This window comes from Halomicrobium mukohataei DSM 12286, assembly GCF_000023965.1.
Classification (GTDB): domain Archaea; phylum Halobacteriota; class Halobacteria; order Halobacteriales; family Haloarculaceae; genus Halomicrobium; species Halomicrobium mukohataei.
In genome coordinates this window covers 1,536,648-1,560,950 of the sequence record NC_013202.1, presented here as the reverse complement: position 1 = coordinate 1,560,950, position 24,303 = coordinate 1,536,648, and the positions used below count along the sequence as shown (strand labels likewise).

Sequence of the window (24,303 nt, the reverse complement as noted above, 5' to 3'; positions counted from 1 at the left end):
GCCGAGATCCGGGCATGGTTGGCGGCAGCGGCGACATGACACTCGCGATCGAACTCGCGGCGCTCAAAGAACTGGCTCAGCCTGACGCAGTCTTCAACGACGCGCGCCAGTGGGCCGAGTACGTCGGCGTCATCTCCGAGAAACCCACCTACGTCGTCACGAACTTCTGTCGGAAACACCGCATCAGACAGGACTTCTTCTCGGGCCCGCGCGGCCGCGAAGAGAGCCTCGGCAACGTCAAAGAGCAGTTCGACACCGAGCGCCACGTCTTCGTCGGCACGAGCGACGAGGACGAAGCACTCGCCGAGACGGCGGGCTGGGAGTACCTCACCGTCGAAGGAGCCGCCGAGGCGGCCGACTGGGAACTGGGCGATCCCGAAGCGCCCGACGCCGTCGACGAGGAAGAGCAGCGCGACGACTGGCCCTGAGCTATAGTAGACATTGAAAATCAATGCACACCCGATCGCACGACGGCAGTGCGATCGGTGTGTAAATCGTTTCAATTGTTACTAAGTGGTCCAATTTTCACGTCGTCAGTGAACGCTCTCGTGACGGCCGCAACCGCTCAAACGACCGTCCGGCGTGTTTTCAGGCGTGATACTCTGGCCGTGCTATATTTGTATACCAATCACTATCCACGAGTATGGTACAAGTTTGGGTATTCACTCCACTCGAACTCGTTGGGCTGATCGTTGCCCTCGTAGGTCTTATTCCGGTCCTCTCGCAGTACAAAGAAGAGACAAAATGGTTCACAGCAGGCTACGTCCTACTCGTCGTCGGGATGGTCGCGACGAACATCGAGGCGCTCTTGCTCGGTGGCGTGTTGAACTTCGTCGAACACGGGATCGGCGTCGGGCTCGCGGGCCTCGTCTTCTTGGTCGCGGCGTACGTCCGTCGGCGTGACGTGATCATGGCAGAGGGGCAATCATGATCACCGGACTGGATCCAATCTTTGATGGGATCGGGGCCGTCGGCTTCGTCGGCGCGTCTATACTGGGCCTGTTGAACTACCGGGACAGCGAGGCCGAAGCACCGTTTTGGGTCGCCTTCACGTTCGCGTCGGTGCTTGGCTTTGCTTGGACGGGCAGCCTCATGATGGAGAAGGCCGGCATCGGGGAAGAGATCTTCAACCTCGCGACGGGATCGTTGATGACCGCGACGGTCGCAGTCTTCGCTATCGGTGGCACCGCGACGCTCAGTGTCGTCGAAGAGATGAAAGTGCTGGTACAGGACGCCGAGCGGAAGAACGAGGAGGCCCAGCAGGCCAAAGAACAGGCTGAACAGGCGCGGGAAGAAGCCCAACAACAGCGCGCTACCGCCGAGAAAGCCCAGCGTGAGGCAAAAGAGCGCAAAGAAGAGTTCGAGGAGATCTCGAATGCGCTCGAACAGAAGGCCGAGTCCTACAGTGCGACGATGGCACGAGCGGCAAGTGGAGATTTCACTACTCGGATGGACCCCGAGAGCCGCAACGAGTCCATGACTCAGATCGGCGAGCGGTTCAACGAGATGATGGACGATATCGAGTCGGTCATCGGTGAAATCCAGTCGTTCGCGCGGGAGGTCGACAGCGACAGCACAGAACTGACTGCCGGTGCAGACGAGATCGCAACGACCAGCGAGCAAGTCGCACAGAGTATCGAAGAGATATCGACTGGAACGGAGAACCAGCATCAGAAACTCGATCAGACCGCGAGCGAGATGAACGATCTCTCGGCAACGATCGAGGAGATCGCCTCTTCTGCTTCAGAGGTCGCTCGCCAATCACAGCAGGCTGCCGAGCGCGGCGAGCAGAGCCAGGAGACTGCCAGTGAAACCGTCGAGAAGATGGCAGCACTCGAAACGCAAGCGACCGAAACGGTCGCCGAGGTCGAGGAACTCGAAGCCGCCGTCGGTCGCATCGGTGAAGTGGTGAAGCTGATCGACGACATCGCAGAGCAGACCAACATTCTCGCTCTCAACGCCTCGATTGAGGCCGCTCGTGCCGGCGAGGCCGGTGAAGGCTTCGCTGTAGTTGCCAACGAGGTCAAGAGCCTCGCTCAGGAGACTGTCGAGGCGACCCAAGAAGTCGAGTCGCTCATTGGGACCGTCGAATCCTCGACTGACCGCGTCTCGACGGATATTTTCGATATGCAGGACGACATCGAGACGAGTCGACAGACAGTTGAGGACACAGTCGGAGAGCTCGGCCAGATTGTCGAGGCCGTCGAAGACGCCAACAACGGTATCCAGTCGATCGACGACGCGACTGACCAGCAAGCAGACTCCAGCCAGGAGGTCGTCGGCATGATCGACGAAGTGACCGAGATCAGCGACCGAACCGCAGAAGAGGCTCAGAACGCCTCTGCTGCCGCCGAGGAACAAACTGCGACGACCCGGCAGATCTCTTCGGGAGCCAGTTCGCTCTCGACGAAAGCAGAACGGTTGCAGTCGCTCGTCGCCGAGTTCGAAGCCAACGCCGACGGGAACCGGCAGTCCGAGACAGGGACCACAACCGACGAGCACGTGGCGACTGACTGATCTCGGTCGCGCATCCCAGCGGCCCGTCGACATGAAACATCGCTCGTTTTAACCGCACGAACCCGCTACCGCTGGTAATGACAGAGTCCGGCGTGCCCGGGAACGGGGGCCAGTCCATGGAACTGCCCTGCGGGGAAGAGCGCTCCATCCACGAACTGGACATGGGTCTGCGGGAGTTCGACTGTCGCTGCGGCGAGACCCACGCCGTCGTGATGGACATGCACCCCCTCTCGCGGTTCGTCCCGGAGTTCCTCGTCGAGATCCTCACCGAGACCGTCGAACCGGCCGAGGACGACCGCGAGGAGTTCACGACAGCACACCTCATGGCGATCGTGATGGAGGAGTTCCCCGAGGAGATGGCCGTCGCCGACGTGGCAGAGGACGGGGCCGTCGGCTACGCGCTGGTGTGGGTGGCCGACTTCGATTCCCGTCGACTCCACGAGATCGTCGTCGAGTTGCTCGTCGAACTGATGGAACACGCCGTCAGCCACGCCGAGGACGACGCGGTCATGGACCAGTTCGAACAGGAGATGCTGGAGTTCGACGTGAGCGAGTTCGTCGAGCAGTACCGCGCCCAGCGAGACTTCGAGTCCGAGCACGACACGCCGATCTGAGTGCTCGGACGAGTAATTCGAAGAGTCTCGCGAGCGAAGCGAGCGAGACAACGGGAGACGCAGTCTGCTGGCACTTCGAGTCCGAGCACGACACGCCGATCTGAGTGCTCGGACGAGTAATTCGGAGAGTCTCGCGAGCGAAGCGAGCGAGACAACAGGAGACGCAGTCTGCTGGCACTTCGAGTCCGAGCACGACACGCCGATCTGAGTGCTCGGACGAGTAATTCGGAGAGTCTCGCGAGCGAAGCGAGCGAGACAACAGGAGACGCAGTCTGCTGGCACTTCGAGTCCGAGCACGACACGCCGATCTGAGTCGTGGTCGGGACGAGAGATATATAGATATCCTCGTAGAACGTAGATCTGCCGCCGATAGCGTATGACAGCTGTCTGCATCTTCCGACAGTTCGCCGTCCGGCGATTCTACCCAGAACGCCGTCTGACGGCTGTCTGACGGTGTTATATGGTGTGTGAAGGCGTATGTATGCACATGCGCACACGGCACGGCGAGTTCGAGCGAATTCGATCGGTGCTCGAAGACGCCGACCCGGACGAGCCGTTGACGGCGCGTGAGATCCTGCAGGTCCTCGACGAGCACGGCGAGGAGTTCGACAGCGCCCACCGCGTCGCGACGGTGCTCGGTCGGCGCGCACAGACCGGTGAGGTCGAAGTCATTCAGGACCAGCCCTACCGGTACCAGTTCGCCGACCGGAACAACTGACCGGGCAGACGGCGTTTGTCCGCTCACCGGTCTCGTGAGGCGTGACCGTTCCGTTTGCGAGGTCGCGACCGCGTTGCAAGCAAGGCAGTTTCCAAGCGAGCGTCCTCGCACAGCTGCCTCGCAGTCGGCGGTGTCACGACTACCCATGCGACACCACCACATTACGACATTCGAAATTCGGTTTCGATCTTCGTATCCTATCGCCGGGCTTATTACGATGTGCGGACTCCCCACGGACAATGACAGAGAGCGAAGACCGCACAATCTTGCTCATCGGGAGTGGCCCGATCCAGATCGGACAGGCGGCCGAGTTCGACTACTCCGGGGCACAGGCCTGTCGCGCCCTGCAGGAGGAGGGCGCGCGGGTCGTCCTGGTGAACTCGAATCCGGCGACGATCATGACCGACCCGGAGATGGCCGACAAGGTGTATCTCGAACCGATCAACACCGAGGCGATCTCCGAGATCATCCGGAAGGAAGATCCCGACGGCGTCATCGCCGGTCTCGGCGGTCAGACCGGCCTCAACGTCACGGCCGAGCTGGCCGAGGAGGGGGTCCTCGAAGAGCACGACGTCGAGATCATGGGCACACCGCTGGACACGATCTACGCGACGGAGGATCGTGACCTCTTCAAACAGCGCATGGAGGAAATCGGCGAGCCGGTGCCGTCTTCGACGACGATCACCCTCGACGAGGGTGAGACCGTCACCGAACTGACCGAGGAGAGCCTGCGCGACCGCGTCGAGGACGCCGTCGACGAGGTCGGCGGCCTCCCGGTCATCGCACGCACGACGTACACGCTCGGTGGCTCTGGCTCCGGCGTCGTCCACGAGATGGAGAAACTCATCGAGCGCGTCCGCAAGGGGCTGCGCCTCTCTCGGAACAGCGAGGTGCTGATCACCGAGTCCATCGAGGGGTGGGTCGAGCTGGAGTACGAGGTGATGCGCGACGCCGACGACTCGTGTATCATCATCTGTAACATGGAGAACATCGACCCCATGGGGATCCACACCGGCGAGTCGACGGTCGTCACGCCCTCGCAGGTCATCCCCGACGAGGGCCACCAGGCGATGCGCGACTCCGCGCTGAAGGTCATCCGCGAACTCGGGATCGAGGGCGGCTGTAACATCCAGCACGCCTGGCGCGACGACGGCACGCCCGGCGGCGAGTACCGCGTCGTCGAGGTCAACCCACGGGTCTCGCGATCCTCGGCGCTGGCCTCGAAGGCGACGGGCTACCCGATCGCTCGCGTCACCGCGAAGGTCGCGATGGGCAAACGCCTCCACGAGATCGACAACGAGATCACCGGCGAGACCACGGCGGCCTTCGAGCCCGCCATCGACTACGTCGTCACGAAGGTCCCGCGCTGGCCGATCGACAAGTTCCGCGACGTGGAGTTCGAGCTGTCGACGGCGATGAAATCGACCGGCGAGGCGATGGCCATCGGCCGCACCTTCCCCGAGTCGATGCTGAAGGCGTTGCGGTCCTCGGAGTACGACCCCGCCGTCGACTGGGGCGAGGTCGACGACGACGAGCTCGAAGAGGAGTACCTGATCCGCCCGACGCCGGATCGCCCCTACGCCATCTTCGAGGCCTTCGCCCGCGGGTACACGGTCGACGAGATCGTCGAGCTGACCGACATCGAGCGGTGGTACGTCGAGCGCTTCCAGCGGATCGAAGAAGCCGCCGAGGCCGCGCAGAACGGCGACTTCGCGACCGCGGCCGAGGCCGGCTTCACCGACCAGGAGATCACCGCGATGGCCGGCGGCGAGTTCAACGACACGCACGCCTCCTGGGTGCCGGAGGGTAATCTCAGCGAGAAAGGCGACGAGATCGAAGCCGCTACAGACGGGTCGGGTGTCACCGTCGAGGACGTCGAGTCAGAGACGGTCGATCGCGACTTCAAGCTCGTCGACACCTGTGCCGGCGAGTTCGAGGCGACGACGCCGTACTACTACTCGACGCGAGATCCCGTCTCGGGGATCGACCGCAACGAACTGCAGATCGACCCCGACGTAGAGAGCGTCGTCGTGGTCGGTGGCGGCCCGATCCGGATCGGGCAGGGCGTCGAGTTCGACTACTGTTCGGTCCACGCGGTCCGCGCGCTCGAAGAGGCCGGCATCGACGCCCACGTGGTCAACAACAACCCCGAGACCGTCTCGACGGACTACGACACCAGTGATGGCCTGTTCTTCGAGCCGGTCACGGCCGAGGAAGTCGCCGACGTGGTCGAAGCCACGAACGCCGACGGCGTGATGGTCCAGTTCGGCGGCCAGACCTCCGTCGACATCGGCCAGCCGCTCGAACGGGAACTCGACCGCCGCGGCCTCGACTGTGAGATCATGGGCACTGCGGTCGACGCGATGGACCTCGCGGAGGACCGCGACCGGTTCAACCAGCTGATGGACGAGCTGGGTATCGCACAGGCAGAAGGCGGGACGGCGACCAGCAAGGAGGAGGCGCTGGACCTGGCTCACGACATCGGCTACCCCGTCCTGGTTCGTCCGAGCTACGTGCTCGGCGGCCGCGCGATGGACGTGGTGTACAACGACGAGGACCTCGAAACCTACATCGAGGAGGCCGTCCGCGTCTCCCCGGACAAGCCGATCCTCGTGGACGACTTCCTCGCGGACGCGATCGAGTTAGACGTCGACGCCGTCGCCGACGTCGGCGCGTCCCACGCGCCTGCAAGCGAGACGGAGTCTCGCCCTGGCGAGAACGTGCTGATCGGCGGCGTCATGGAGCACGTCGAGACCGCGGGCGTCCACTCCGGTGACTCCGCGTGTATGATCCCGCCGCGCTCCCAGGAGATCAAAGACGTGATGCCCCGCATCCGCGAGGTGACGGAAGACATCGCGTCGGCCCTGGAGACCGAGGGACTGCTCAACGTCCAGCTCGCGGTCCGGGACGGCGAGGTGTACGTGCTCGAAGCCAACCCGCGTTCCTCCCGAACCGTGCCGTTCATCGCGAAGACGACGGGCGTTCCCCTGGCCAAGATCGCGGCGAAGGTCATGGCCGGCGCGAGCCTCGAAGAACTCGATTACGAGGAACAGATCCCGGATCAGGTCTCGGTCAAGGAGGTCGTCCTGCCCTTCGACCGCCTGCCGGGCTCGGATCCGCGCCTCGGCCCGGAGATGAAGTCCACCGGCGAGGTCATGGGGACGGCCGGCTCCTTCGGCAAGGCCTACCAGAAGGCCCAGATGTCCGTCGACAAGCCGATCCCGCTGGACGGGACGGCGCTGGTCGACATGCCGATCATCGGCTTCGAGGACCACTTCGACGTGCTCGATTTCGACGACTTCGAGGACGTCGACGCCATCGTCGAAGCGATCCAGAACGGCGAGATCGACATGGTGCTGTCGCGCAACCGCGACGTGCTAGAAGCGTGTGTCGAAGAGACGGTCACGTACTTCTCGACGCGCGAGTCCGCCGAGGCCGCCCTCGAAGCGATCAATGCGAACGACCAGCCCCTGAACGTCCAGGACATCGCCTCGCGGCCCAAGACCCAGCGCGAGTGGGGCCGCTGAGACGGGAGCTGCCCGCCGTAGCTACTCGACGGTGACGCTCTTTGCGAGGTTCCGGGGCTTGTCGATCGATCGGCCAAGCCCCTTCGCAGTGTAGTACGACACGAGCTGGAGCTGGACGTTCGCGAGCACCGCGGCCGCTTCGGGGTGAGTCTCGGGAATCTCCAGCACCTCGTCGGCGTATCGCTCTACGTCGCTTCGCCCGTCCGTGACGGCGACGACAGGCGCGTCGCGAGCTTCCACCTCTTTGACATTTCCGACGGTCTTGCGAGCCTGTTCGCCGTCGCCGACGACGACCGCGAACACCGGGGTGTCGTCGGTCACCAGCGCGAGCGGGCCGTGTTTGAGTTCGCCCGCGGCGAACCCCTCCGCGTGCTTGTAGGTGATCTCTTTCATCTTCAGTGCACCCTCCAGCGCGACGGGGTACTGGTGTCCGCGGCCGACGAAGAAGTACGCCCCGGCGTCCTGGTACTGCTCGGCGACCGCGCTGGCACGTGAGTCGTCCAGCAGCGCCTGCACCTGTCCCGGCAGGTCACGCAGTCCGGCGATCGTCTCGCGGGGGCGGTCGACCGGCGCGGTCCCGAGCGCCAGGAGGTTCAGCGCCGCCAGCTGCGAGGCGAAGGTCTTGGAGGCGGCGACGCCGATCTCCGGGCCGGCTCTGATGTACAGTGCGTGATCGCACTCGCGTGCCGCGGTCGAGCCGACGGTGTTTGTCACGGCCATCGTGCGCGCTCCGCGGTGGCGAGCCTCCCGCAGCGCCGAGAGGGTGTCTGCGGTCTCGCCGCTCTGGGTGACTCCGACCACGAGGGCGTCGCCGATCGGCGGCGGTGCGGTCGCGTACTCGCTGGCGAGAAAGGTCTGAGCGGGGATGCCGGCCCGTCGGTACAGCTGTGCGCCGTACAGCGCGGCGTGATAGGAGGTCCCACAGGCCACGAACTGGACGCCGGTCGGCGAGAGGTCGCCGAGATCCTCGATGTCGACGGCCGCACCGAGTTCGTCGACGCGACCCCGGAGACACTGGCGGAGCGCTCGGGGCTGCTCGTGGATCTCCTTGAGCATGAAGTGATCGTAGCCGCTCTTGCCGGTCTCTTCGGCGTCCCAGGCGACGGTGTCGATCTCCTTCTCGACGGGGGTCCCGTCGCCGTCGGTGACGGTCCAGCCCTCGGCGTCGAGACGCGCGAACTCGCCGTCGGCGAGGTAGACGACCCGGTCGGTGTAGTCCCGAAACGCGGGCACGTCGCTGGCGAGGTAGGTCGCTCGCGTCGCCCCACCGGTGGCCGTCGACTCGTCGTGTGGCTGACTCTCCTCGTCGAGGCCGAGCACCAGCGGCGAGTCGTTGCGTGCGACGAAGACCGCCTCCCTGCCGGCGACGACCGCGGCGACGGCGTAGCTCCCCTCCAGGCGATCGAGGGCCCGCCGCAGTGCCGCCATCGGTTCCGCCCCGTCTGCCAGCGCGTCCTCGACGAGGTGTGGGATCACTTCCGTATCGGTGTCGGAGGCGAACTCGTGGCCGTCGGCGACCAGTTCGTCCCGGATCGACTGGTAGTTCTCGATGATCCCGTTGTGGACGACCGCCACGTCGCCGGTGCAGTCCCCGTGTGGGTGTGCGTTGGCGTCGGTCGGCGGACCGTGGGTCGACCAGCGCGTGTGGCCGATCCCGACCGCGCCGTCGATCGTCGTCTCGTCGAGCAGCGCGCGCAGCTCGTCGATCTCGCCGGACCGCTTGGCGACCGAGACCGTGTCGTCGGCGAGCGCCACCCCGGCCGAATCGTAGCCGCGGTACTCCAGCTTCGAGAGCCCGTGGACCAGTACGTCGAGGGTCTCGTCGGCCCGGCCGACACAGCCGATGATCCCGCACATCAGCGGACCACCTCGGCGTCCTCGGCGACGTGGCCGAAGGCGTGAACGCCCGCGTGGAGGGTCGCCGACGGGCCGACCAGCGTCCCGGGCGACACCGAGACGTTCCCTCGGGTCGTCACGCGGTCGGCGAACACCGCACCGAGCGTCCGGTCTTCGAACACCTCGGTCCCGATCTGTACGTCCGCGGGACCGCCGGGGACGACCGTCTCGACGCCGAGTGTCACGTCCTGTCCGGCGACCGTATCGACCAGCGTCGCGCCCGCGTCGACGCGCGTGTCCGCGTCGAGCACCGACTGCTGGACCGTCGCGTTCGCGCCGACGGTGACGTTCGCTCCCAGCGCCGCGTCCGGTCCGAGCACGGTCCCCGCCGCCACCTCGCAGTCCGGACCGACCACGACCGGCGCTTGCAGCGTCGCGTCCTCGTGGACGTGCGCGGAGTCGGCGACCCAGACACTGTCCCGACGGTTCGACTCCGTGACCCGTCCGCGGGCGAGCACCTCGCGGGCGACCGTCAGCAGGTCCCAGGGATACGTCGCGTCGACCCACAGGCCGTCGGTCGTGACCGCGCGGACCCGATCGGAGTCGATCAGGCGTGCGATCGTGTCGGTCAGTGCCAGCTCGCCCTCTGCCCGTGGCGTGGCCTCGATCTCGTCGAAGATCGACTCGGGGAACGCGTAGATGCCGCCGTTGATCAGACGATACTCGTCGGTCTCGGGCTTTTCGACGATCGAGACGAGATCGCCGTCCCGCAGGTCGACGGCACCGTAGTGGCTGGCGTCCCGCTGCTCCAAGACCGCCAGTGCCGGCGTCTCTGGATCGGTCTCGAAGTGGTCGATCACGGAGCCGACCGTCTCGCCGTCGATGACTCGATCGCCGTTGACCACGAGGACGGAACCGGACACCGCGTCGCGGGCCTGCAGGAGGGCGTGGCCGCTGCCCAGCTGTTTGCGCTGTGTGACGTAGCGCAGGGGGACGCCCCGGTAGGACGGGCCGAAGTGATCTTGCACGCGATCGCGCTTGTAGCCGACGACGACGACGATCCTGTCGAGACCGGCCTCGACGAGTGCGTCGAAGACGTATTCGAGAATCGGGCGGTTCCCCGCGGGTAACATCGGCTTGGGACGGTTGCGCGTCAGCGGGCGCAGTCGCGTTCCCTCACCGGCCGCCAGGACGACGGCGGTTCGTACGCTCATACGAAACTAATCATTCAGCGGACGTTTGAACGTTTTGCCCCCCCTACTGGCGTCGATCTGACCGGCGGCGGCCGTAGGCAGTGCCTACCCGCAGTCTCGGTCGATCACTGCTCGCTGATGTTCTCCCCGGCGACGCGCCGTCCCTTCGTCGTCAACTGGACTTCGGTGCGCTCGCGGACCACGCTGATCACGTCGAGTTCGATCAGGCGATCGAAGATCTCCTCGCTTTGCTCGATGTCGATCCCGACGAAACTGGGGATGTCGAAGGGAGAGACCCCCGAGTGTAGCGCCATGATGACTCGCCGCTCCGTACTGGAGAGGTCGAGATCGGCCTGGTTTCGCTCGGCGCTCTCTTCGAGCATCACCTGCAGGACGGTCGCGTGAAACTCCTCGCCAGCGAGGTGGGTCTCGACGCTGATGCCCTCGTCCGTGTGTTCGACTTCGATGACGGTCCGTTCCTCGCCGGAAACGGTCTTGTCCTCGATGGTCAGTCCCCCGATGTCCGCCCGTTCGACCTCGACTGCCTGTCCGTCTGCAAGTGCGAGTTGCAGGGCCTCGTCGGTGACTTTCATCCGACCTTTCGTCCACTCGGTGTCCTGGACGACGCCCCCCTCGACGGCCGGGTGCTGGACGAGGATGATCTCGCCGTTCAGCGACGCCCGGTACAGATCCGTCTCGAAGGCCTCGTGTTCCCCCGCCGAGACCAGCACCACGTCTTCACCCATGTGGAGCGCGACGTAGTTCGAGACGCCGGCACTGGCCTGGTTGACGTCGTGTCGATCCGCGATCCGGTCGATCGACTGCAGCGAGATCTGTCGTTTCCCGTCCGAGATCAGGACCAGTCGCTGTGTCGTGAGCACGATCCGACAGGCCGTCCAGGAGGCGTCGTTGAGTTCGCGCCCCTCCTGGACCGCCTGCATGAACTGCCCGCGCGTGTCCGCGATCTTCTTCTCGGTGTCACTCATGCTGGTCCGGGGTCGTTACGGGCACGTTGCCCACTCTGGGGAATATAACTTCCGCCCCAGTTTTTGGACGGGAGAATTGGCCTCGCCCGTGTGGTCTACTGCTCGTTCATCGCCTCGCTGGCCATGTTGCGTCCCTGCGCGTTGAGGCTGACCTCGGTCCGGGTACGCACCTCGTCGACCGCTCCCACGTCCAGTAGCTTCCGGTAGATCTCCTCGACTTCGTCGACGGGAATTCCGACGAAGTCAGACATCTCGAACGGGGACACGCCGGAGTAAAGCGCCATCAACACCTGGCTCTCGATCTCGTCGAGTTCGTAGTCGCCCTCTCGCTCCTCGATGACTCGCTCGAACAGCGACTGAAGGGCCGTCGTGTGGTGGTCCATCCCCGAGAAGTACGTTTCGACGCTGCGGTCGTCCTCGTCGGTGTGCTCGACTTCCAGGATGGTCCGAGTCTCTCCCATGACCGCCTGTTCGCTCGTCTCGACGGTCCCCACGTCGTCGACTGCGAACGTCGTCTCCTCGCCGCCTGGAAACGCCAGCGTGATCACGTCGTCGTCGAGCTGGAATCTGGTCTTGCGCCAGGTCGCTTCGTCCTGAATCACGCCGCCGACGACGGCGGGGTGTTTCGTCAGGATGACCGTCGCGTGGAGGGTGGCACGGCAGTACTCCAGTTCGAAGTCGGAGACGTCGGCGGCGTCGAACAGCACGACGTTGTCGCCGATGCGCATCGGCGTCGCCCCCGCTGGGTCGACCGACGCGGGCAGCTCCTCCTCGCCCACCACCTCGATGTTGCTGTGGGGCAGGGCCTGCTTGCCGGAGCTGTTGGCCAACACGAGGCGCTTGTCGGTCATGACGAGCCGACAGGAGCGCCACTGTGGGTCATCGACCGGCGTGCCGCCCTTGACGGCGTACATGTAGTCGCCCGCAGTGTCGACCAGCTTCTGTTCTTCGCTGCTCATCTCCTCGCTCGTCACGAACGTTGCGTTTACCGGTATATAAGTCCTTCAGACCGACACCTTCCCTCGTCGCCGGTCGTGGGCGTCAGACTACCAGCAGGCCACCGCCCAGCATCGCGAGTCCGCCGAAGCCGACACAGACTGCCCAGAATGGGACGCGCCGGACGAGACTGACGAGCGCCCCGACTGTGAGGTAGCCCGCGACGGCACTCACCGCCAGCGCGGCCGCGGCGGCCGCCGGCGAGACGACCGGCACGCCCTCTCTGAGGACGACGATCGCGTTCGCGCCGAGGGCCGCCGGGATCGACAGCAGGAAGGAAAGTCGGAGCGACGACTCGCCCTCGTGGCCGCGCAACAGCAACGCGCTGACGGTCGTCCCCGACCGGGAGATTCCCGGAAGGATCGCGATTCCCTGCAACCCGCCCACCAGCACGGCGTCGAGCCAGTCGGGCGTCTCGCTCGTGCCCAGCGACACCCAGGCGGCGAACCGCTGGAGCAGTCCCGTCAGGACCAGCAGGCCCCCGACGAGGACGACGAACGCGCCGCCGGTCAGCTCCGAGACGACGGTCTCTAGGACCAGCAGAGCCGGTAGCCCGGTCACGCCCGTCGCCAGCGTCGCGAGGGCGAGAAAGGAGAGGTCCGCCGTGTCGTCCTCGAACGCGGTCCGAGGGGACCACTCCCGCAGCGAAGCGAGCACCGTCCCGACTTCCGTCCGGTAGTACGCCAGCGCCGAGCACGCGGTGCCGGCGTGGACGAACAGCGCGAGCTGTGTCGCCACGGCGGGCGTCGAGCCGGTGAGCGCGGTGACGAGGATCGCTACGCCCCCCTCACTGGAGACGGGCAACCATTCGAGGACGCCCTGTGCCAGCCCGACGAGCGCGGCGACGACGGCGTCGTCGACGTTCATACCACATCCGCCGCCCTCGCGATAATGAACGCACCGATCCCCGGCGGCCACCGGGCCCGGCGACACGACGTATCACCGATCAGAATAGTTGTGCAGCGGACCGGAACGATAAAGTCCGCTTCCACGTGTTACTAGGTAGAACCAGTTCGTTAGCCGCCGTCCAACCGGTCTCAGAGTCTCTGCGGGACTCTCCAGTCGGGCGGCGGTCGCGACACGTCTCACCTATGCACTCCGAAACCGGCGTCTCGAACGTCGTCCTCGTCACGGTCGACTCGCTCCGTGCGGACGCCATCGGTCCGTACGACAGCGACCGCCACACACCCGTCATGGACGAACTCGCCCAGCGGGGGACGGTCTTCGAGCGCGCCTTCGCCAACGGAAACTGGACTCCCTTCTCGTTTCCCTCGATGCTGGCCTCCTCGCCGGTGTTCGCCGACGACGGCCAGATCGGCGTCACGGGCGTCGAGACGCTCGCGGAGACGCTCGCGGACGCGGGCTTCGACACCGGCGGTTTCAACGCCGCCAACGGATTCCTGACCGAACACTGGGGATACGACGACGGCTTCGACGAGTTCGACTCCTTCGTCGCCAGCGTGGGCTCCAGCATCTACAGTCGCTATCTCGCGACCCATCCGACCGTGGAGGCCTGGCTCCAGCTGGCGACCTCGCCGTTTCGCCGCGCCCGCTCGTGGCTCTCGTCGGCGGACAGCCACCGTCCGTTCCTCGACACCTCGCGGATGTTCGACGTGGAACAGGGGGCGACCTCGTTCCTCGAATCGGCCTCGGAGCCGTTCTTCCTGTGGATCCACTACATGGACGCCCACACGCCGTACGTTCCGGCCCCGCGGTACATCCGGGAGGTGTCTGCCGACCGCTTCGGGACCCACCGGATGGTCCTGGCGCACCTCCACGCCGGGCTGGGCTGGGAGGTCGGCGACCGGACGCTTGGCAACCTCCGGACGCTCTATCAGAGCGCCGTCCGGCAGGTCGACGACAGCCTCGGACGAGTGCTCGACGCGCTGTCGGAACACGGCCACGACGACGACACCGCCGTCGTACTGGCCGGCGACCACGGCGAGGAGTTCCAGGACCACGGCCACCTGGCACACTACCCGAAGCTGTACGACGAGCTGATCCGCGTGCCGCTGATCGTCGACGTACCGGGCGCAGAGAGTCGGCGCGTCGAGAGACAGGTCGGTCTCGACTCGCTCCCACCGACGGTGGCCGACCTCGCGGGCGTCTCTCCGCCAGCGGAGTGGCGCGGGGACTCGCTCGCCCCCGCCGTCCTCGACGGCGAGGAACCGGCCGACGAGCCGGTCGTCTCGGTCACGGTCAGGGGCGAGGACGTCACCGACCAGCCCATCCCGCGGTCGCTCGACGACGGCGACCTCCTCGTCAGCGTCCGCGACCGCGACTGGAGTTACATCGAGAACGTCGACACCGGCGACCGGGAGCTGTACCACCGGCCCTCGGACCCCGGCCAACAGGACGACCGCTCCGACGGTCCCGACGCCGAGGCCAGGGCCGTGATCGAGGCGTTCGAGCCCCTCGTCGACGCCCACGCAGACCTGCTGCACGCGGCAGAGCAAAGCGAGATCGACGACGAGATGGACGAGGATCTGGACGCCAGACTGGAGGCGCTCGGCTACAAGTAGATGGTCCGGAACCTGCTTCGCAACCTCCATAGCGGTCCGCTCGCCCTGCAACTGCGCCGGTTCGTCGCCGTCGGGACCGTCGCGGCCGGCGTCCAGCAGGTGTTGCTGTGGATCTTCGTCACGTTCGGCGAACTGAACTACCTCGTCGGCGCGACGATCGCCATCGAGATCACGATCATCTTCCAGTACGTCCTCAACAACGCCTGGACGTTCGAGGCGACGCAGAACACCGGTCGGCGCGAGTTCTTCGCCGGCTTGCTCAAGACCAACGTGGTCCGTGGCTCCGCGATCCCGATCCAACTCGGGATCCTCTACGCCCTCGTCGAGTGGGGCAGTCTGCTCTATCTGGTTGCCAACGGGATCGCTATCGTGATCAGCGGTGTCTACCGGTACGTTCTCGACGCACGCTGGACGTGGGGTCAGGCGTAGCGAGCGTCCGAAACTGAATTACGCCGCGGCGACGACTCTCCGGCAATGACACTCCTCGACGACGCCCGGGCCGCCGCCGCGACCGGCCCGCTCTGTGACTCCTGTCTGGGCCGGCTGTTCGCCGAGCGGAGCTTCGGCCTGACAAACACGGAGCGCGGTCGGGCGCTGCGGACGACGATCGCGCTCGACGACGACGAGCCCTACGACCCGCCCGAAGACTGCTGGGTCTGTGAGGGCGAGACGGCGCGGTTCGACGAACTGGCCGAGCGAGCCGCGGCCGCGGTCCAGGGCTACGAGTTCGCTACCTACCAGCTCGGCACTCGGGTGCCGCCGCTGCTGGAGGAGAACGACCAGCTGCTCCGCGAGGACGTGGGACTGGACGGTAGCGAGCCCGACGCCGACCACGACGACCGCGAGGCCTTCGCCGGCGAACAGCTCAAGACGGAGTTCAACCGCGAGGTCGGCCGCCGCGTCGGCGACCTGACCGGTGGGGAGGTCGACTTCGAGCGCCCGGACGTACAGCTGACGATCGACCTCGCGACCGACGAGATCGACGTGCAGGTCAACTCCGCGTTCGTCTACGGACGCTACCGGAAGCTCGAACGGGACATCCCACAGACGAAGTGGCCCTGCAACGAGTGTGGCGCGACCGGGCTCAAGCGCGGCGCGGAGTGTTCGGGCTGTGACGGCACTGGCTATCGGTACCCCGAGAGCGTCGAGCAACTGTCCGCGCCGGTCGTCCTCGACGCGATGGACGGCGAGGAGGCGGTCTTCCACGGAGCCGGTCGCGAGGACGTGGACGCCCTGATGCTCGGGAGCGGTCGTCCCTTCGTCATCGAGATCAAAGAGCCCCGCCGCCGCGACGTCGACGCCGACGCCCTCGAAGCGGAGATCAACGACTTCGCCGACGGCAAGGTCGAGGTCGAGGGGCTCCGGCGCGCGACCCACGACATGGTCGCCCGCGTCAAGGAACACGAGGCCTCCAAGACCTACCGCATGGACGTGGCGTTCGACGAGCCGATCGAGGAGGTGACGCTCGACGACGCCTTCGCAGCGATCGACGGCGCGACGATCGAACAGCGCACCCCCCAGCGCGTCGACCACCGTCGTGCCGACATCACCCGGACTCGCGACGTGTACGACATCTCGGGCGAACTCGACGACGCCCGCAACGCCGACATCGAGGTCCACGGGGCCGGCGGACTCTACGTGAAGGAGCTGATCTCCGGCGACGAGGGCCGCACCCAGCCCAACCTCGCCGACGAGGTCGGCACCGGCGCGGTCGTGACGGCGCTGGACGTGCTCGACGTGGAAGGGGAAGCGGAGTCGTTCGAACAGCCGGAGTTCTTCGTCGACGCGTGAGTTCGCTCTGCCCGCGGCCGACGTGCAACGCCGTCTCGCCGGCCCGGTAACACTGGTGTCAGCACGCACTCAAGTAGTTTCGACGCGTACCAGTAGCTATGACAGACGCGCCGCCGACACCCGGCATCCACCACGTCACCTGCATCGCGGGCGATCCCCAGCGGAACCTCGACTTCTGGGTCGAGACGCTGGGACTCCGCCTCGTCAAGCGATCGATCAACCAGGACGACCCGGAGACGTACCACTTCTTCTTCGCCGACGCCGAGGGCACGCCCGGCACGAGTATGACCTTCTTCCCCTGGGAGAACCTCCGCCAGGGGAAGGTCGGCTCCGGACAGGTCTCTCGGACGGCGTTTCGAGTCCCCGAGGGGAGTCTCGACTACTGGGAGGATCGCTTCGAGGAGTACGGCGTCGACTACGACGACCGCGTCGAGCGCTTCGGCAGCGAGACGCAACGCGCCTCGGACAGCGCGAGCGGTGACGAACCGCGAGCGGAGACAGTCCTCCCCTTCCGGGACCCGGACGGACTCCCGGTCGAGCTCGTCGCCGTGGAGATCCCCGACGACGACCCGACAGTCCCCTGGACCGAGTTCGTCCCCGAGTCGGCGGCGATCCGGGGCTTTCACTCGGTGACGCTGTTGGTCGCCGATCCCCAGCCGACGATGGAGCTACTGGAGACGATGGGACTGGAACGGAGCGACACCGAAGCGGCCCAGGGCGACACGCCGGGCGACGAGCGGACCCGGTTCGAGGCAGCGGGGACCGTCGGCCGGTACGTCGACGTGTTGCCGACGATCGAGGGCGGTCGCCAGGGCCACGGGACGGTCCACCACGTCGCCTTCCAGACGCCCACCGACGCAGACCAGGAGGCGATGCGCCAGGCCGTCCAGTCGGCCGGACTGCGTCCGACCGCCCAGATCGACCGCCACTGGTTCCGCTCGGTGTACTTCCGGGAGCACGCGGGGATCCTGTTCGAGTTGGCGACCAGCGGACCGGGGTACACCGACGACGAACCGCTCGACGACCTGGGCGGCCGTCTCGTCCTCCCCGGGGAGTTCGAGGACCGCCGCGAGGCGATCGAGGCCGCGTTGACCGACGTGACGGTCCCCCGCGGCGAGTCCGCCGCGGCGGAAGACTGATACGGGCGACACGGTCGTCGATCGTTTACGCTGTCATATATCGCAAACTGTTTTTTCTCGGGCAGTCAAACCCAGACGATGACAGCAGACCTCTTGACACCCCTGGAGCTACGGGAGACGGAACTTCCGAACCGGCTGATGGTTTCCCCGATGTGTCAGTACTCCGTCGAAGATCGGGACGGGGTCGCGACGCCGTGGCACCTCGTCCACCTGGGTTCGCGGGCCGTCGGCGGCGCGGGCCTCGTGATGGCCGAAGCGACGGCCGTCGAGCCCCGCGGTCGGATCACGCCCGAGGATCTCGGTATCTGGAGCGACGAACACGCCGCGGCGCTTCAAGAGACGACGGCGTTCGTCCGCTCGCAGGGCGCGGTGCCGGGCATCCAGTTGGCCCACGCCGGCCGCAAAGCCTCGAAGAGCCGTCCCTGGGAGGGTAGCGCCCCCCTCTCGCCCGACGAGGGCGGTTGGGAGGTCGTCGGACCGACCGATCGACCGTGGCCCCACGACGACGAGCCCCCGGCGACCGATCGCCTCTCGGTCGACGAGATCGAGGGGATCGTCGACTCGTTCCGCGCGGCCGCCGAACGTGCCCGTGACGCGGGGTTCCTCGTCGCGGAGGTCCACGCGGCCCACGGCTACCTCCTCCACGAGTTCCTCTCGCCGGTCACCAACGACCGGACCGACGAGTACGGCGGGAGCTTCGAGAACCGCGCTCGGATCGTCCGAGAGGTAACGCGAGCGGTCAGATCGGTCTGGCCCGACGACCGCCCGGTGTTCGTCCGGCTCTCCGGGACGGACTGGCTCCCCGACCGCGAGTCGTGGACGGTCGAGCAGTCGGCCCGCCTCGCGGACGCCCTCGCCGACGACGGCGCGGACCTGATAGACGTCTCCAGCGGCGGCATCGTCCCCGAATCGGCTCCCGACTGGGTGGGGCCGAACTTCCAGCTCTCGCTGGCCGAACACGTCCGCCAGAACAGTTCCGGCGTCGCCGTCGGGACCGTCGGCGGGATCACGACGGCCCAGCAGGCCGACGCGATCGTCCGCAACGACCGGGCGGATCTGGCTATCGTCGGCCGGGAGTTCCTCCGGAACCCCTACTTCGGTCTCCACGCCGCCCGCGAACTCGGCGCTGGCGACCGCAACGAACCGCCGGCACAGTACCAGCGGGCGTTCCAGTAGCAGCGCAGGTGTACGAACCATCCGGTACCACGCCTCAGTTCGCTCGAAGCGTCACTCGACGACGACGCTGCCGGTCATCCCCGCGTCGACGTGGGGTTGACAGAAGTAGTCGTAGGTGCCAGAGATCGTGAACGTCGTCTCGTAGGAGTAGCCGGACCCGTACGTGATCGAAGGTCGTCCCGGCGTCCCCTCCCAGTCAGAGCCCGCCGGGACAGTGGCCGGGACGACGTTGTGGTTGTCGGACTTCAGGACCCACGTGATCGTCGCTCCCGATGGGACGGTGACTGCTTCGGGTTCGAACACCGTGCGGTGTCCGGGTCCGACTGCGATCGTTCGGTCCCGGCTGTCCGAGAGACAGCCGCCGAGGACGCCGGTTCCCAGCACTGCGCCCGCCCTCGCCAGGAACGTCCGGCGGGATCGATTCGCTGTAGTCACGAGCAGTAAAATTAAGCGCTGCGGTGATAAAGAGCGGGTATCGTGCACACGCGGACCGCGCTCTGTCTGCTTTTCGTGCTCCTGTTGGCCGGCTGTACTGCAGGGCCGTTCTCGACCGGGACACCGCTCACGCTGGGCAACGCGGTCTCCGACAGCTACCGATTCGAGGTGTCGATCGCCCAGATCGGCGAGAACGCGACTGTCGAGTGGGCGAACGGTGACACCACCGAGTTCGACGTGACGGCGACGGGTTTCAGCGCAGAATCGGAAGCCGAAAACGCCATCACGACCGTCGATCTGCCGGCGTCGACCACTCGGGTCGCGAACTACACGCTGGCACCCGGCGAACGCAAGCACGTCACCGTCCGCGAGGTCCGGCAAGACGAGACGCTGTTCGTCGTCGTCGTCAACGCCGAGACGGAGCGCCTCCAGAGTTTCCACGGCCTCCACTGTCGCCCAGGTTCGATCACGGGCGCGAACTACACGGTTCGAAACACTACCGGCGTCGATACGTACTGGGAAGAGTCCTGTGGGCCCTGAGAGCGGGGCACGAGGACGGCGATCCGGCCTCAGTCGCCGGGGGTCGCCACCGGGGTCTGGGCTCGCCGCGCCCGGACGCTCATCCCGACGAAGACGACCGTTGCGAAGCCGAGGAACCCCGCGGCGGCGAGAAACGCGGCTTCGGGAGAGACGAGGTCCTTGATCGCGCCGATCAGGACCGGACCCGTCACCTGCCCGACCTTCCAGGAGATCGAGCGCAGGGAGAAACTGGAGGCGACGGCGTCGTAGGCCTCGGCCTCCTCGACGAACAGCGCCATGCTCGCCGGCAGGCGGAGACTGTCGGCGAGCCCCAGGATCGAGAACGCGCCAAAGAGGGCGAAGAAGGCCCCGCCCAGCGCCTGAGTGCCGCCGAAGGCCGTGAACTCGATCGGCGTCACGGTCCCCTCGAAGTAGGCTGCCAGCGGAATCAGCGCGGTCCCGACGCCGTACAGCCCGGCACCGACGGCGACGAAGTAGTGGTGGCGACCGAGTCGGTCGGTCAGGTCACCGACGTACCCCTGTGTGATCGCCTTCGTCAGCTTCCCGCCGGCCATGATCCACCCGATGGCGAACGCGGAGATGCCGAAGCTCGTCCGGGCGTAGATCGGGAGGAAGATGATGACGGCCATCTTCCCGACACTGAACGTGAAACGAAAGACGACGAGCGCGCGCAGCATCCGCCGGCCCAGCAGCTGGCGGAAGGTCTCGATGCCGCCGGCCTCGTCGGGATCTTTCCGACCGCCGGGGTTGTCCCGGAGGTACAGGAACACGAGCGCGAAGGCCACGAGCGTGACCCCGGCGAGGACGGCGTAAGTGAGCGTGAAGCCGTAGGCAAAGAGGAGGTACCCGCCCACGAGGTCGCCCGCCAGCGACGAGATCGAGCCGAACTGATTGTACGCGCCGAGCCACTGGCCCCGCTCGCCGTCGGGGCTGATCTCGCCGACGATCGTCGAGCCGGTGATCCACAGGAGCGACGCACCCAGCCCCTGGACCATCCGGATCAGGACGATGTGGATCGCGTTCTCGACGAAGACGAACCCCGCGAACACGACGAGATTGAGGAGAAAGCCGACGAGCAGGTACCGCTTCGAGTCGCCCAGGTCGATGCGTCGACCCAGCGGCAAGACGACGAGCAACTGGACGAGCGCGAAACCGGTTCCGAACAGCCCCTCGACGGTCCCGGTCGTGCCGAACAGGTCGGCGTACAGCGCGAGGGCGATGATGATCGTCGAGTACGCCTGGCTCCTCGCGAACGCGGTCCCGGCGAGCGCGGCGAACTCCCGGTCGCGCAACAGCCCGATCGAACCGCCGACATCGACCACTACGGAATCACCGTGTTTCGACTGAGGACGGTTCTCGCCGAAAAGTCACTCGGTACCGGAAGTGCGCTTTCAGGCCCGAGCCGACTAATTTCACTGCCGATGGCAGAAACAGATGTCGAGCTACCGCACGACGGCAGTGCGGTCGGCGTGCCGACCACCGCCGGTCGGACAGAGGTCAACTACTATGACAGTGGCCGGCGAACCGTCGACTATGGACCTGACTCGGTACTACGACGAGGCCGAACCGGTGGCGATGCTGGCGATCGGATTCGTCCTGTTTGTCATCCCCGAACCGGCGACCTCGACGCTCGGCGTCGGTCTGATGTTGCTGGGCGGAGCGTGGTGGTTCTACGAGTGGCAGCGGTGACTCGCCGACACGGAGCGTCGTCGCCTCCAGTGAGCACCCGCGAGCGTATGCTCGGTCAGAGGACGGTCGACGATACGCCGGAGTGACCCCCTGATTTGAAGGGGTGTGGACTGCCATCAATTATCATGGGCATGGACGACGGGGCAGCTCTCGTGTCGGACCTCGAATCGATCGTCGGCGACGCGCTGCGGGTCGTCGCCTGGTACGACGAGGACAGGTACGAACTGCTGTACGTCCGGGAAGACCTCACTGAGCACACGCAGGCCGTTTCCGACGCGGTCTACGAGAACCTCGTTCTCGAAGGCATCGCCAAGGAGTATCTGGAGGATCTCTTCGAGTCTGGGGAGCTCTACTGTACGATCCACGAGTTCGAGGAGCTTCGTGCTCACCACTTCGTCACGGGCCAGTTCGAGGGGTTCTTCGTCGGGGTCGACTCCGGGGGGAAGGTCGAGAGCAGGGCGGTCAAGGAGGCGGTCCACGATCACGTCGAGGGCTGACCGCGGCGTCGACTATCCCGTCGGCTCGACAGCGAGTCGCCGGCTCCCGCCACGCGGTCGGAGAACGCGGCGTCGTTCCGGGACGCGTATACGACACCCGGTCGACACCGCCGGTATGTGCGACGATCACACGCTCGTTCGTCCCGGTCTGCCGTCGACGGTCTGTCAGATCTGTGCGGACCCGCTCGGTCGCGACGACCAGTGGGTCCTCCAGAGCTACGGCGACAGACGGACGGCCAGCCTCGACCCGCCGGTCGCCGGCATCTGTCCGGACTGTCAGCCGGCCGTCGCCGAACTGCTCGACGACTGGGCGTCCGTTCCCGAGCCGCCGGTCGACGCCGATTCCATCGCCGCCGGATACGCGCGCGTCGCCGAGGACTGTAGCTTCTGTGGCGATCCCCTCTCGGAGCCGCCCGTCGGCGTCGAGTGGTACCGCGCCGGCACCGATCACGCGACGCCGCCGGTCGACCGGCACCACTACGCGCTCTGTGGACACTGTACCGGCGTCTTCGAGACGTTCCTGCAGACTCTCGGGGAGTAGCTGCGTCGAGGGGTGATCGCGCCGTCAGCCGCCACGGTGGCCCCTCTCGACACCCTCCCAGCGGACCGACCGCTCTCGCGCTCACTCCAGGCTCGCCTGACAGGTGTGACAGTACGTGTAGTCCTCCCCGTTGGCCGCGCCACAGCGGGGGCAGGTCGTCGCCGCCTCGCTGGCCTCGAAGTAGGCGTTCAGCTGCCCGCGGTCTCGAACCGGACTGCTCCCACCGGTCCGGTACTCCTCGATCAGGCCGTCCATCGCGATGTAGTCGAGGAACCGGAACATGAGGACGAAAGAGAGTGGAACTGCCACGAGGACGAACAGGAACGTCAGCAGTCTGATCGCGAGTTCGGCCGTCGAGATCATCGTCCCAGTTACGTCGGCGAGACTGAAAGTTCGTTCGCCGCCGGTGCTCTCCGGACCCGTCGCTGTCGGCGTCGAGGCGTGTTCTGTCTCGCCGATCGATCCTCCCGCGGGGCTTATACCCACCGAGGACCGAGCACCGGACATGAGTGAGGAGCTGGGGTCCGTCGACCGCGCGATCGCCAACGCCTTCCAGGGTGGATTCCCGGTCGTCGAGCGGCCCTTCGAGCCCGCCGCGGCGGCGCTGCGGGACCGCGGCATCGACGTGACCGAAGGCGAACTGGTCGAGCGGATCGCCCGCATGGACGAGGCGGGGACGCTGACTCGCTTCGGCGCGCTGATCGACGCCGAGGCGATCGGCGGGATGGCGACGCTGGTGGCGATGCACGCCCCAGAAGAGCGGTTCGACGAGGTGGCAGAGCGGGTCAACGACTTCCGCGAGGTGGCCCACAACTACCGCCGTGAGCACCCCCACCTGAACATGTGGTTCGTCCTCTCGGTGGCCGACGAGGATCGGATTCCAGCGGTGCTCGCCGAGATCGAGGACGCGACCGGCCAGGAGACCTACAACCTCCCGAAGCAACGGGAGTTCCGCGTCGAAGCGAAGTTCCCCGTCGAGGGCCCGCTCGAAGACGACAGCGTCGATCTGTCGGCACTGGGTCCCGACGTGACACCGACCGACCGGGACGGCCTGACGCCCGACGAACTCGATCTGGTACTGGAGATTCAGGGCGGACTCCCGGTGACTGAGACGCCCTACCGAGACGTGGCCGACGCCATCGACGCCGAGACCGAGTGGGTCGTCGAGACGATCAAGCGCTTCGAGCGCGAGGGGAAGGTCCGCCGGGTCGGTGTCGTCCCCAACCACTACGCGCTGGGCTACTCCGAGAACGGGATGACCGTCTGGAACGTCCCCGACGACGTGGTCGAGGAGGTCGGCCCCGCGGTCGCGAGCTTCGACTTCGTCACCCACTGCTACGAGCGACCGCGCCACGACGGCGTCTGGGAGTACAACGTCTTCGCGATGACCCACGGCCGCAGCGAGGCCGAGAGCGACCGGCGCGTCGAGCAAGTACGGGATCGGATGGCGGAGTACTGGGACGTGTCCGAGAGCGACTGGGACACGCTGTTCTCGACGGAGATCCTCAAGAAGACCGGCATCCGGATGGACGAGCGCGCCGAGGCGAACGTGATCGACCCCGCCGACGAGCCGACGAGGGACTGAG

24 protein-coding genes are annotated in these 24,303 nt (G+C 66.3%); 16 read left to right on the top strand and 8 right to left on the bottom strand.

Features of this window, described 5'->3' with window-relative positions:
• Positions 1–14 precede the first annotated feature (14 nt).
• From HMUK_RS07815 to carB, 6 genes are all read left to right on the top strand, one after another.
• A complete protein-coding gene (locus HMUK_RS07815) occupies positions 15–428 on the top strand; it encodes a DUF7124 domain-containing protein (RefSeq protein ID WP_015762595.1) in 414 nt (137 codons plus the stop codon).
• 215 nt (positions 429–643) lie between these two features.
• Complete coding sequence (locus tag HMUK_RS07810; protein ID WP_015762594.1) at positions 644–931, top strand: hypothetical protein; 288 nt, start codon at positions 644–646, stop codon at positions 929–931.
• The gene (locus tag HMUK_RS07805) at positions 928–2,517 is read left to right on the top strand and encodes a methyl-accepting chemotaxis protein (RefSeq protein ID WP_015762593.1); all 1,590 of its coding nucleotides are present in this window, start codon (positions 928–930) and stop codon (positions 2,515–2,517) included. Before HMUK_RS07810 ends, HMUK_RS07805 begins: the two co-directional genes overlap by 4 nt.
• Before the next feature lie 77 nt (positions 2,518–2,594).
• The gene (locus HMUK_RS07800) at positions 2,595–3,131 is read left to right on the top strand and encodes a DUF5815 family protein (protein WP_015762592.1); all 537 of its coding nucleotides are present in this window, start codon (positions 2,595–2,597) and stop codon (positions 3,129–3,131) included.
• 487 nt (positions 3,132–3,618) lie between these two features.
• Positions 3,619–3,849 (top strand): hypothetical protein, encoded by a 231-nt coding sequence (locus HMUK_RS07795; protein WP_079979653.1) that lies wholly within the window; start codon positions 3,619–3,621, stop codon positions 3,847–3,849.
• Positions 3,850–4,088: 239 nt separating this feature from the next.
• Positions 4,089–7,376: a carbamoyl-phosphate synthase large subunit gene (gene carB, locus HMUK_RS07790; protein WP_015762590.1), complete on the top strand. Its 3,288-nt coding sequence runs from the start codon at positions 4,089–4,091 to the stop codon at positions 7,374–7,376.
• Positions 7,377–7,397: 21 nt separating this feature from the next.
• Here the strand turns inward: carB and glmS are convergent, their stop codons facing one another.
• From glmS to HMUK_RS07765, 5 genes are all read right to left on the bottom strand, one after another.
• Complete coding sequence (glmS, locus tag HMUK_RS07785) at positions 7,398–9,233, bottom strand: glutamine--fructose-6-phosphate transaminase (isomerizing) (RefSeq protein WP_015762589.1); 1,836 nt, start codon at positions 9,231–9,233, stop codon at positions 7,398–7,400.
• Complete coding sequence (locus tag HMUK_RS07780; protein ID WP_015762588.1) at positions 9,233–10,426, bottom strand: sugar phosphate nucleotidyltransferase; 1,194 nt, start codon at positions 10,424–10,426, stop codon at positions 9,233–9,235. Before HMUK_RS07780 ends, glmS begins: the two co-directional genes overlap by 1 nt.
• 104 nt (positions 10,427–10,530) lie before the next feature.
• Positions 10,531–11,391: a CheF family chemotaxis protein gene (locus HMUK_RS07775; RefSeq protein WP_015762587.1), complete on the bottom strand. Its 861-nt coding sequence runs from the start codon at positions 11,389–11,391 to the stop codon at positions 10,531–10,533.
• 95 nt (positions 11,392–11,486) lie between these two features.
• A complete protein-coding gene (locus tag HMUK_RS07770; protein ID WP_015762586.1) occupies positions 11,487–12,350 on the bottom strand; it encodes a CheF family chemotaxis protein in 864 nt (287 codons plus the stop codon).
• A gap of 82 nt (positions 12,351–12,432) precedes the next feature.
• On the bottom strand, positions 12,433–13,254 hold the full coding sequence (locus HMUK_RS07765; protein ID WP_015762585.1) for an undecaprenyl-diphosphate phosphatase: 822 nt from the start codon (positions 13,252–13,254) through the stop codon (positions 12,433–12,435).
• A gap of 224 nt (positions 13,255–13,478) precedes the next feature.
• On the opposite strand from HMUK_RS07765, the gene HMUK_RS07760 reads away from it, so the two are divergent.
• From HMUK_RS07760 to HMUK_RS07740, 5 genes are all read left to right on the top strand, one after another.
• Positions 13,479–14,909 carry a sulfatase gene (locus HMUK_RS07760; protein ID WP_015762584.1) on the top strand — a complete coding sequence of 477 codons (1,431 nt, stop codon included), beginning with the start codon at positions 13,479–13,481 and terminating at the stop codon, positions 14,907–14,909.
• The gene (locus HMUK_RS07755; RefSeq protein WP_015762583.1) at positions 14,910–15,338 is read left to right on the top strand and encodes a GtrA family protein; all 429 of its coding nucleotides are present in this window, start codon (positions 14,910–14,912) and stop codon (positions 15,336–15,338) included. It begins immediately after the preceding gene.
• 45 nt (positions 15,339–15,383) lie between these two features.
• Positions 15,384–16,700, top strand: a complete 1,317-nt coding sequence (locus tag HMUK_RS07750; protein ID WP_015762582.1) for a tRNA pseudouridine(54/55) synthase Pus10 — start codon at positions 15,384–15,386, stop codon at positions 16,698–16,700.
• 98 nt (positions 16,701–16,798) lie between these two features.
• Positions 16,799–17,839: a VOC family protein gene (locus HMUK_RS07745; protein WP_015762581.1), complete on the top strand. Its 1,041-nt coding sequence runs from the start codon at positions 16,799–16,801 to the stop codon at positions 17,837–17,839.
• 78 nt (positions 17,840–17,917) lie between these two features.
• Positions 17,918–19,015 carry an NADH:flavin oxidoreductase/NADH oxidase gene (locus tag HMUK_RS07740; protein ID WP_015762580.1) on the top strand — a complete coding sequence of 366 codons (1,098 nt, stop codon included), beginning with the start codon at positions 17,918–17,920 and terminating at the stop codon, positions 19,013–19,015.
• Positions 19,016–19,066: 51 nt separating this feature from the next.
• On the opposite strand, the gene HMUK_RS17580 is transcribed toward HMUK_RS07740, so the two are convergent.
• On the bottom strand, positions 19,067–19,450 hold the full coding sequence (locus HMUK_RS17580) for a plastocyanin/azurin family copper-binding protein (RefSeq protein ID WP_079979652.1): 384 nt from the start codon (positions 19,448–19,450) through the stop codon (positions 19,067–19,069).
• 42 nt (positions 19,451–19,492) lie between these two features.
• Here HMUK_RS17580 and HMUK_RS17575 point away from each other — a divergent pair, with 42 nt between their 5' ends.
• Positions 19,493–19,990, top strand: a complete 498-nt coding sequence (locus HMUK_RS17575) for a hypothetical protein (RefSeq protein WP_015762578.1) — start codon at positions 19,493–19,495, stop codon at positions 19,988–19,990.
• Between the two features lie 29 nt (positions 19,991–20,019).
• Here the strand turns inward: HMUK_RS17575 and HMUK_RS07725 are convergent, their stop codons facing one another.
• Positions 20,020–21,312 carry an MFS transporter gene (locus HMUK_RS07725; RefSeq protein ID WP_015762577.1) on the bottom strand — a complete coding sequence of 431 codons (1,293 nt, stop codon included), beginning with the start codon at positions 21,310–21,312 and terminating at the stop codon, positions 20,020–20,022.
• A 211-nt stretch (positions 21,313–21,523) separates the two neighbouring features.
• On the opposite strand from HMUK_RS07725, the gene HMUK_RS17570 reads away from it, so the two are divergent.
• The 3 genes from HMUK_RS17570 to HMUK_RS07715 all read left to right on the top strand — a co-directional run bounded on the left by HMUK_RS17570 (position 21,524) and on the right by HMUK_RS07715 (position 22,717).
• Positions 21,524–21,679 carry a hypothetical protein gene (locus tag HMUK_RS17570; RefSeq protein WP_164731988.1) on the top strand — a complete coding sequence of 52 codons (156 nt, stop codon included), beginning with the start codon at positions 21,524–21,526 and terminating at the stop codon, positions 21,677–21,679.
• Between the two features lie 131 nt (positions 21,680–21,810).
• Positions 21,811–22,176 (top strand): DUF7522 family protein, encoded by a 366-nt coding sequence (locus HMUK_RS07720; RefSeq protein ID WP_223270940.1) that lies wholly within the window; start codon positions 21,811–21,813, stop codon positions 22,174–22,176.
• 115 nt (positions 22,177–22,291) lie between these two features.
• Complete coding sequence (locus tag HMUK_RS07715) at positions 22,292–22,717, top strand: hypothetical protein (protein ID WP_015762574.1); 426 nt, start codon at positions 22,292–22,294, stop codon at positions 22,715–22,717.
• A gap of 81 nt (positions 22,718–22,798) precedes the next feature.
• On the opposite strand, the gene HMUK_RS07710 is transcribed toward HMUK_RS07715, so the two are convergent.
• Positions 22,799–23,080 carry a DUF7577 domain-containing protein gene (locus HMUK_RS07710; RefSeq protein ID WP_015762573.1) on the bottom strand — a complete coding sequence of 94 codons (282 nt, stop codon included), beginning with the start codon at positions 23,078–23,080 and terminating at the stop codon, positions 22,799–22,801.
• A gap of 142 nt (positions 23,081–23,222) precedes the next feature.
• Here HMUK_RS07710 and ahbB point away from each other — a divergent pair, with 142 nt between their 5' ends.
• Complete coding sequence (gene ahbB, locus HMUK_RS07705) at positions 23,223–24,302, top strand: siroheme decarboxylase subunit beta (protein WP_015762572.1); 1,080 nt, start codon at positions 23,223–23,225, stop codon at positions 24,300–24,302.
• Position 24,303: the final 1 nt, after the last annotated feature.

What these genes read in the sequence shown, in the direction of transcription:
- ahbB (WP_015762572.1), top strand. Translation starts at nt 23,223, where the DNA reads ATGAGTGAGGAGCTGGGGTCCGTCGACCGCGCGATCGCCAACGCCTTC.
- HMUK_RS07755 (WP_015762583.1), top strand. Translation starts at nt 14,910, where the DNA reads ATGGTCCGGAACCTGCTTCGCAACCTCCATAGCGGTCCGCTCGCCCTG.
- HMUK_RS07810 (WP_015762594.1), top strand. Translation starts at nt 644, where the DNA reads ATGGTACAAGTTTGGGTATTCACTCCACTCGAACTCGTTGGGCTGATC.
- HMUK_RS07760 (WP_015762584.1), top strand. Translation starts at nt 13,479, where the DNA reads ATGCACTCCGAAACCGGCGTCTCGAACGTCGTCCTCGTCACGGTCGAC.
- HMUK_RS07805 (WP_015762593.1), top strand. Translation starts at nt 928, where the DNA reads ATGATCACCGGACTGGATCCAATCTTTGATGGGATCGGGGCCGTCGGC.
- HMUK_RS07745 (WP_015762581.1), top strand. Translation starts at nt 16,799, where the DNA reads ATGACAGACGCGCCGCCGACACCCGGCATCCACCACGTCACCTGCATC.
- HMUK_RS17570 (WP_164731988.1), top strand. Translation starts at nt 21,524, where the DNA reads ATGGACCTGACTCGGTACTACGACGAGGCCGAACCGGTGGCGATGCTG.
- HMUK_RS07780 (WP_015762588.1), bottom strand. Translation starts at nt 10,426, where the DNA reads ATGAGCGTACGAACCGCCGTCGTCCTGGCGGCCGGTGAGGGAACGCGA.
- HMUK_RS07770 (WP_015762586.1), bottom strand. Translation starts at nt 12,350, where the DNA reads ATGAGCAGCGAAGAACAGAAGCTGGTCGACACTGCGGGCGACTACATG.
- HMUK_RS07720 (WP_223270940.1), top strand. Translation starts at nt 21,811, where the DNA reads ATGGACGACGGGGCAGCTCTCGTGTCGGACCTCGAATCGATCGTCGGC.
- HMUK_RS07750 (WP_015762582.1), top strand. Translation starts at nt 15,384, where the DNA reads ATGACACTCCTCGACGACGCCCGGGCCGCCGCCGCGACCGGCCCGCTC.
- HMUK_RS07715 (WP_015762574.1), top strand. Translation starts at nt 22,292, where the DNA reads ATGTGCGACGATCACACGCTCGTTCGTCCCGGTCTGCCGTCGACGGTC.
- HMUK_RS07765 (WP_015762585.1), bottom strand. Translation starts at nt 13,254, where the DNA reads ATGAACGTCGACGACGCCGTCGTCGCCGCGCTCGTCGGGCTGGCACAG.
- HMUK_RS07710 (WP_015762573.1), bottom strand. Translation starts at nt 23,080, where the DNA reads ATGATCTCGACGGCCGAACTCGCGATCAGACTGCTGACGTTCCTGTTC.
- carB (WP_015762590.1), top strand. Translation starts at nt 4,089, where the DNA reads ATGACAGAGAGCGAAGACCGCACAATCTTGCTCATCGGGAGTGGCCCG.
- HMUK_RS07800 (WP_015762592.1), top strand. Translation starts at nt 2,595, where the DNA reads ATGACAGAGTCCGGCGTGCCCGGGAACGGGGGCCAGTCCATGGAACTG.
- HMUK_RS07815 (WP_015762595.1), top strand. Translation starts at nt 15, where the DNA reads ATGGTTGGCGGCAGCGGCGACATGACACTCGCGATCGAACTCGCGGCG.
- HMUK_RS07775 (WP_015762587.1), bottom strand. Translation starts at nt 11,391, where the DNA reads ATGAGTGACACCGAGAAGAAGATCGCGGACACGCGCGGGCAGTTCATG.
- HMUK_RS07795 (WP_079979653.1), top strand. Translation starts at nt 3,619, where the DNA reads ATGCGCACACGGCACGGCGAGTTCGAGCGAATTCGATCGGTGCTCGAA.
- HMUK_RS07740 (WP_015762580.1), top strand. Translation starts at nt 17,918, where the DNA reads ATGACAGCAGACCTCTTGACACCCCTGGAGCTACGGGAGACGGAACTT.
- glmS (WP_015762589.1), bottom strand. Translation starts at nt 9,233, where the DNA reads ATGTGCGGGATCATCGGCTGTGTCGGCCGGGCCGACGAGACCCTCGAC.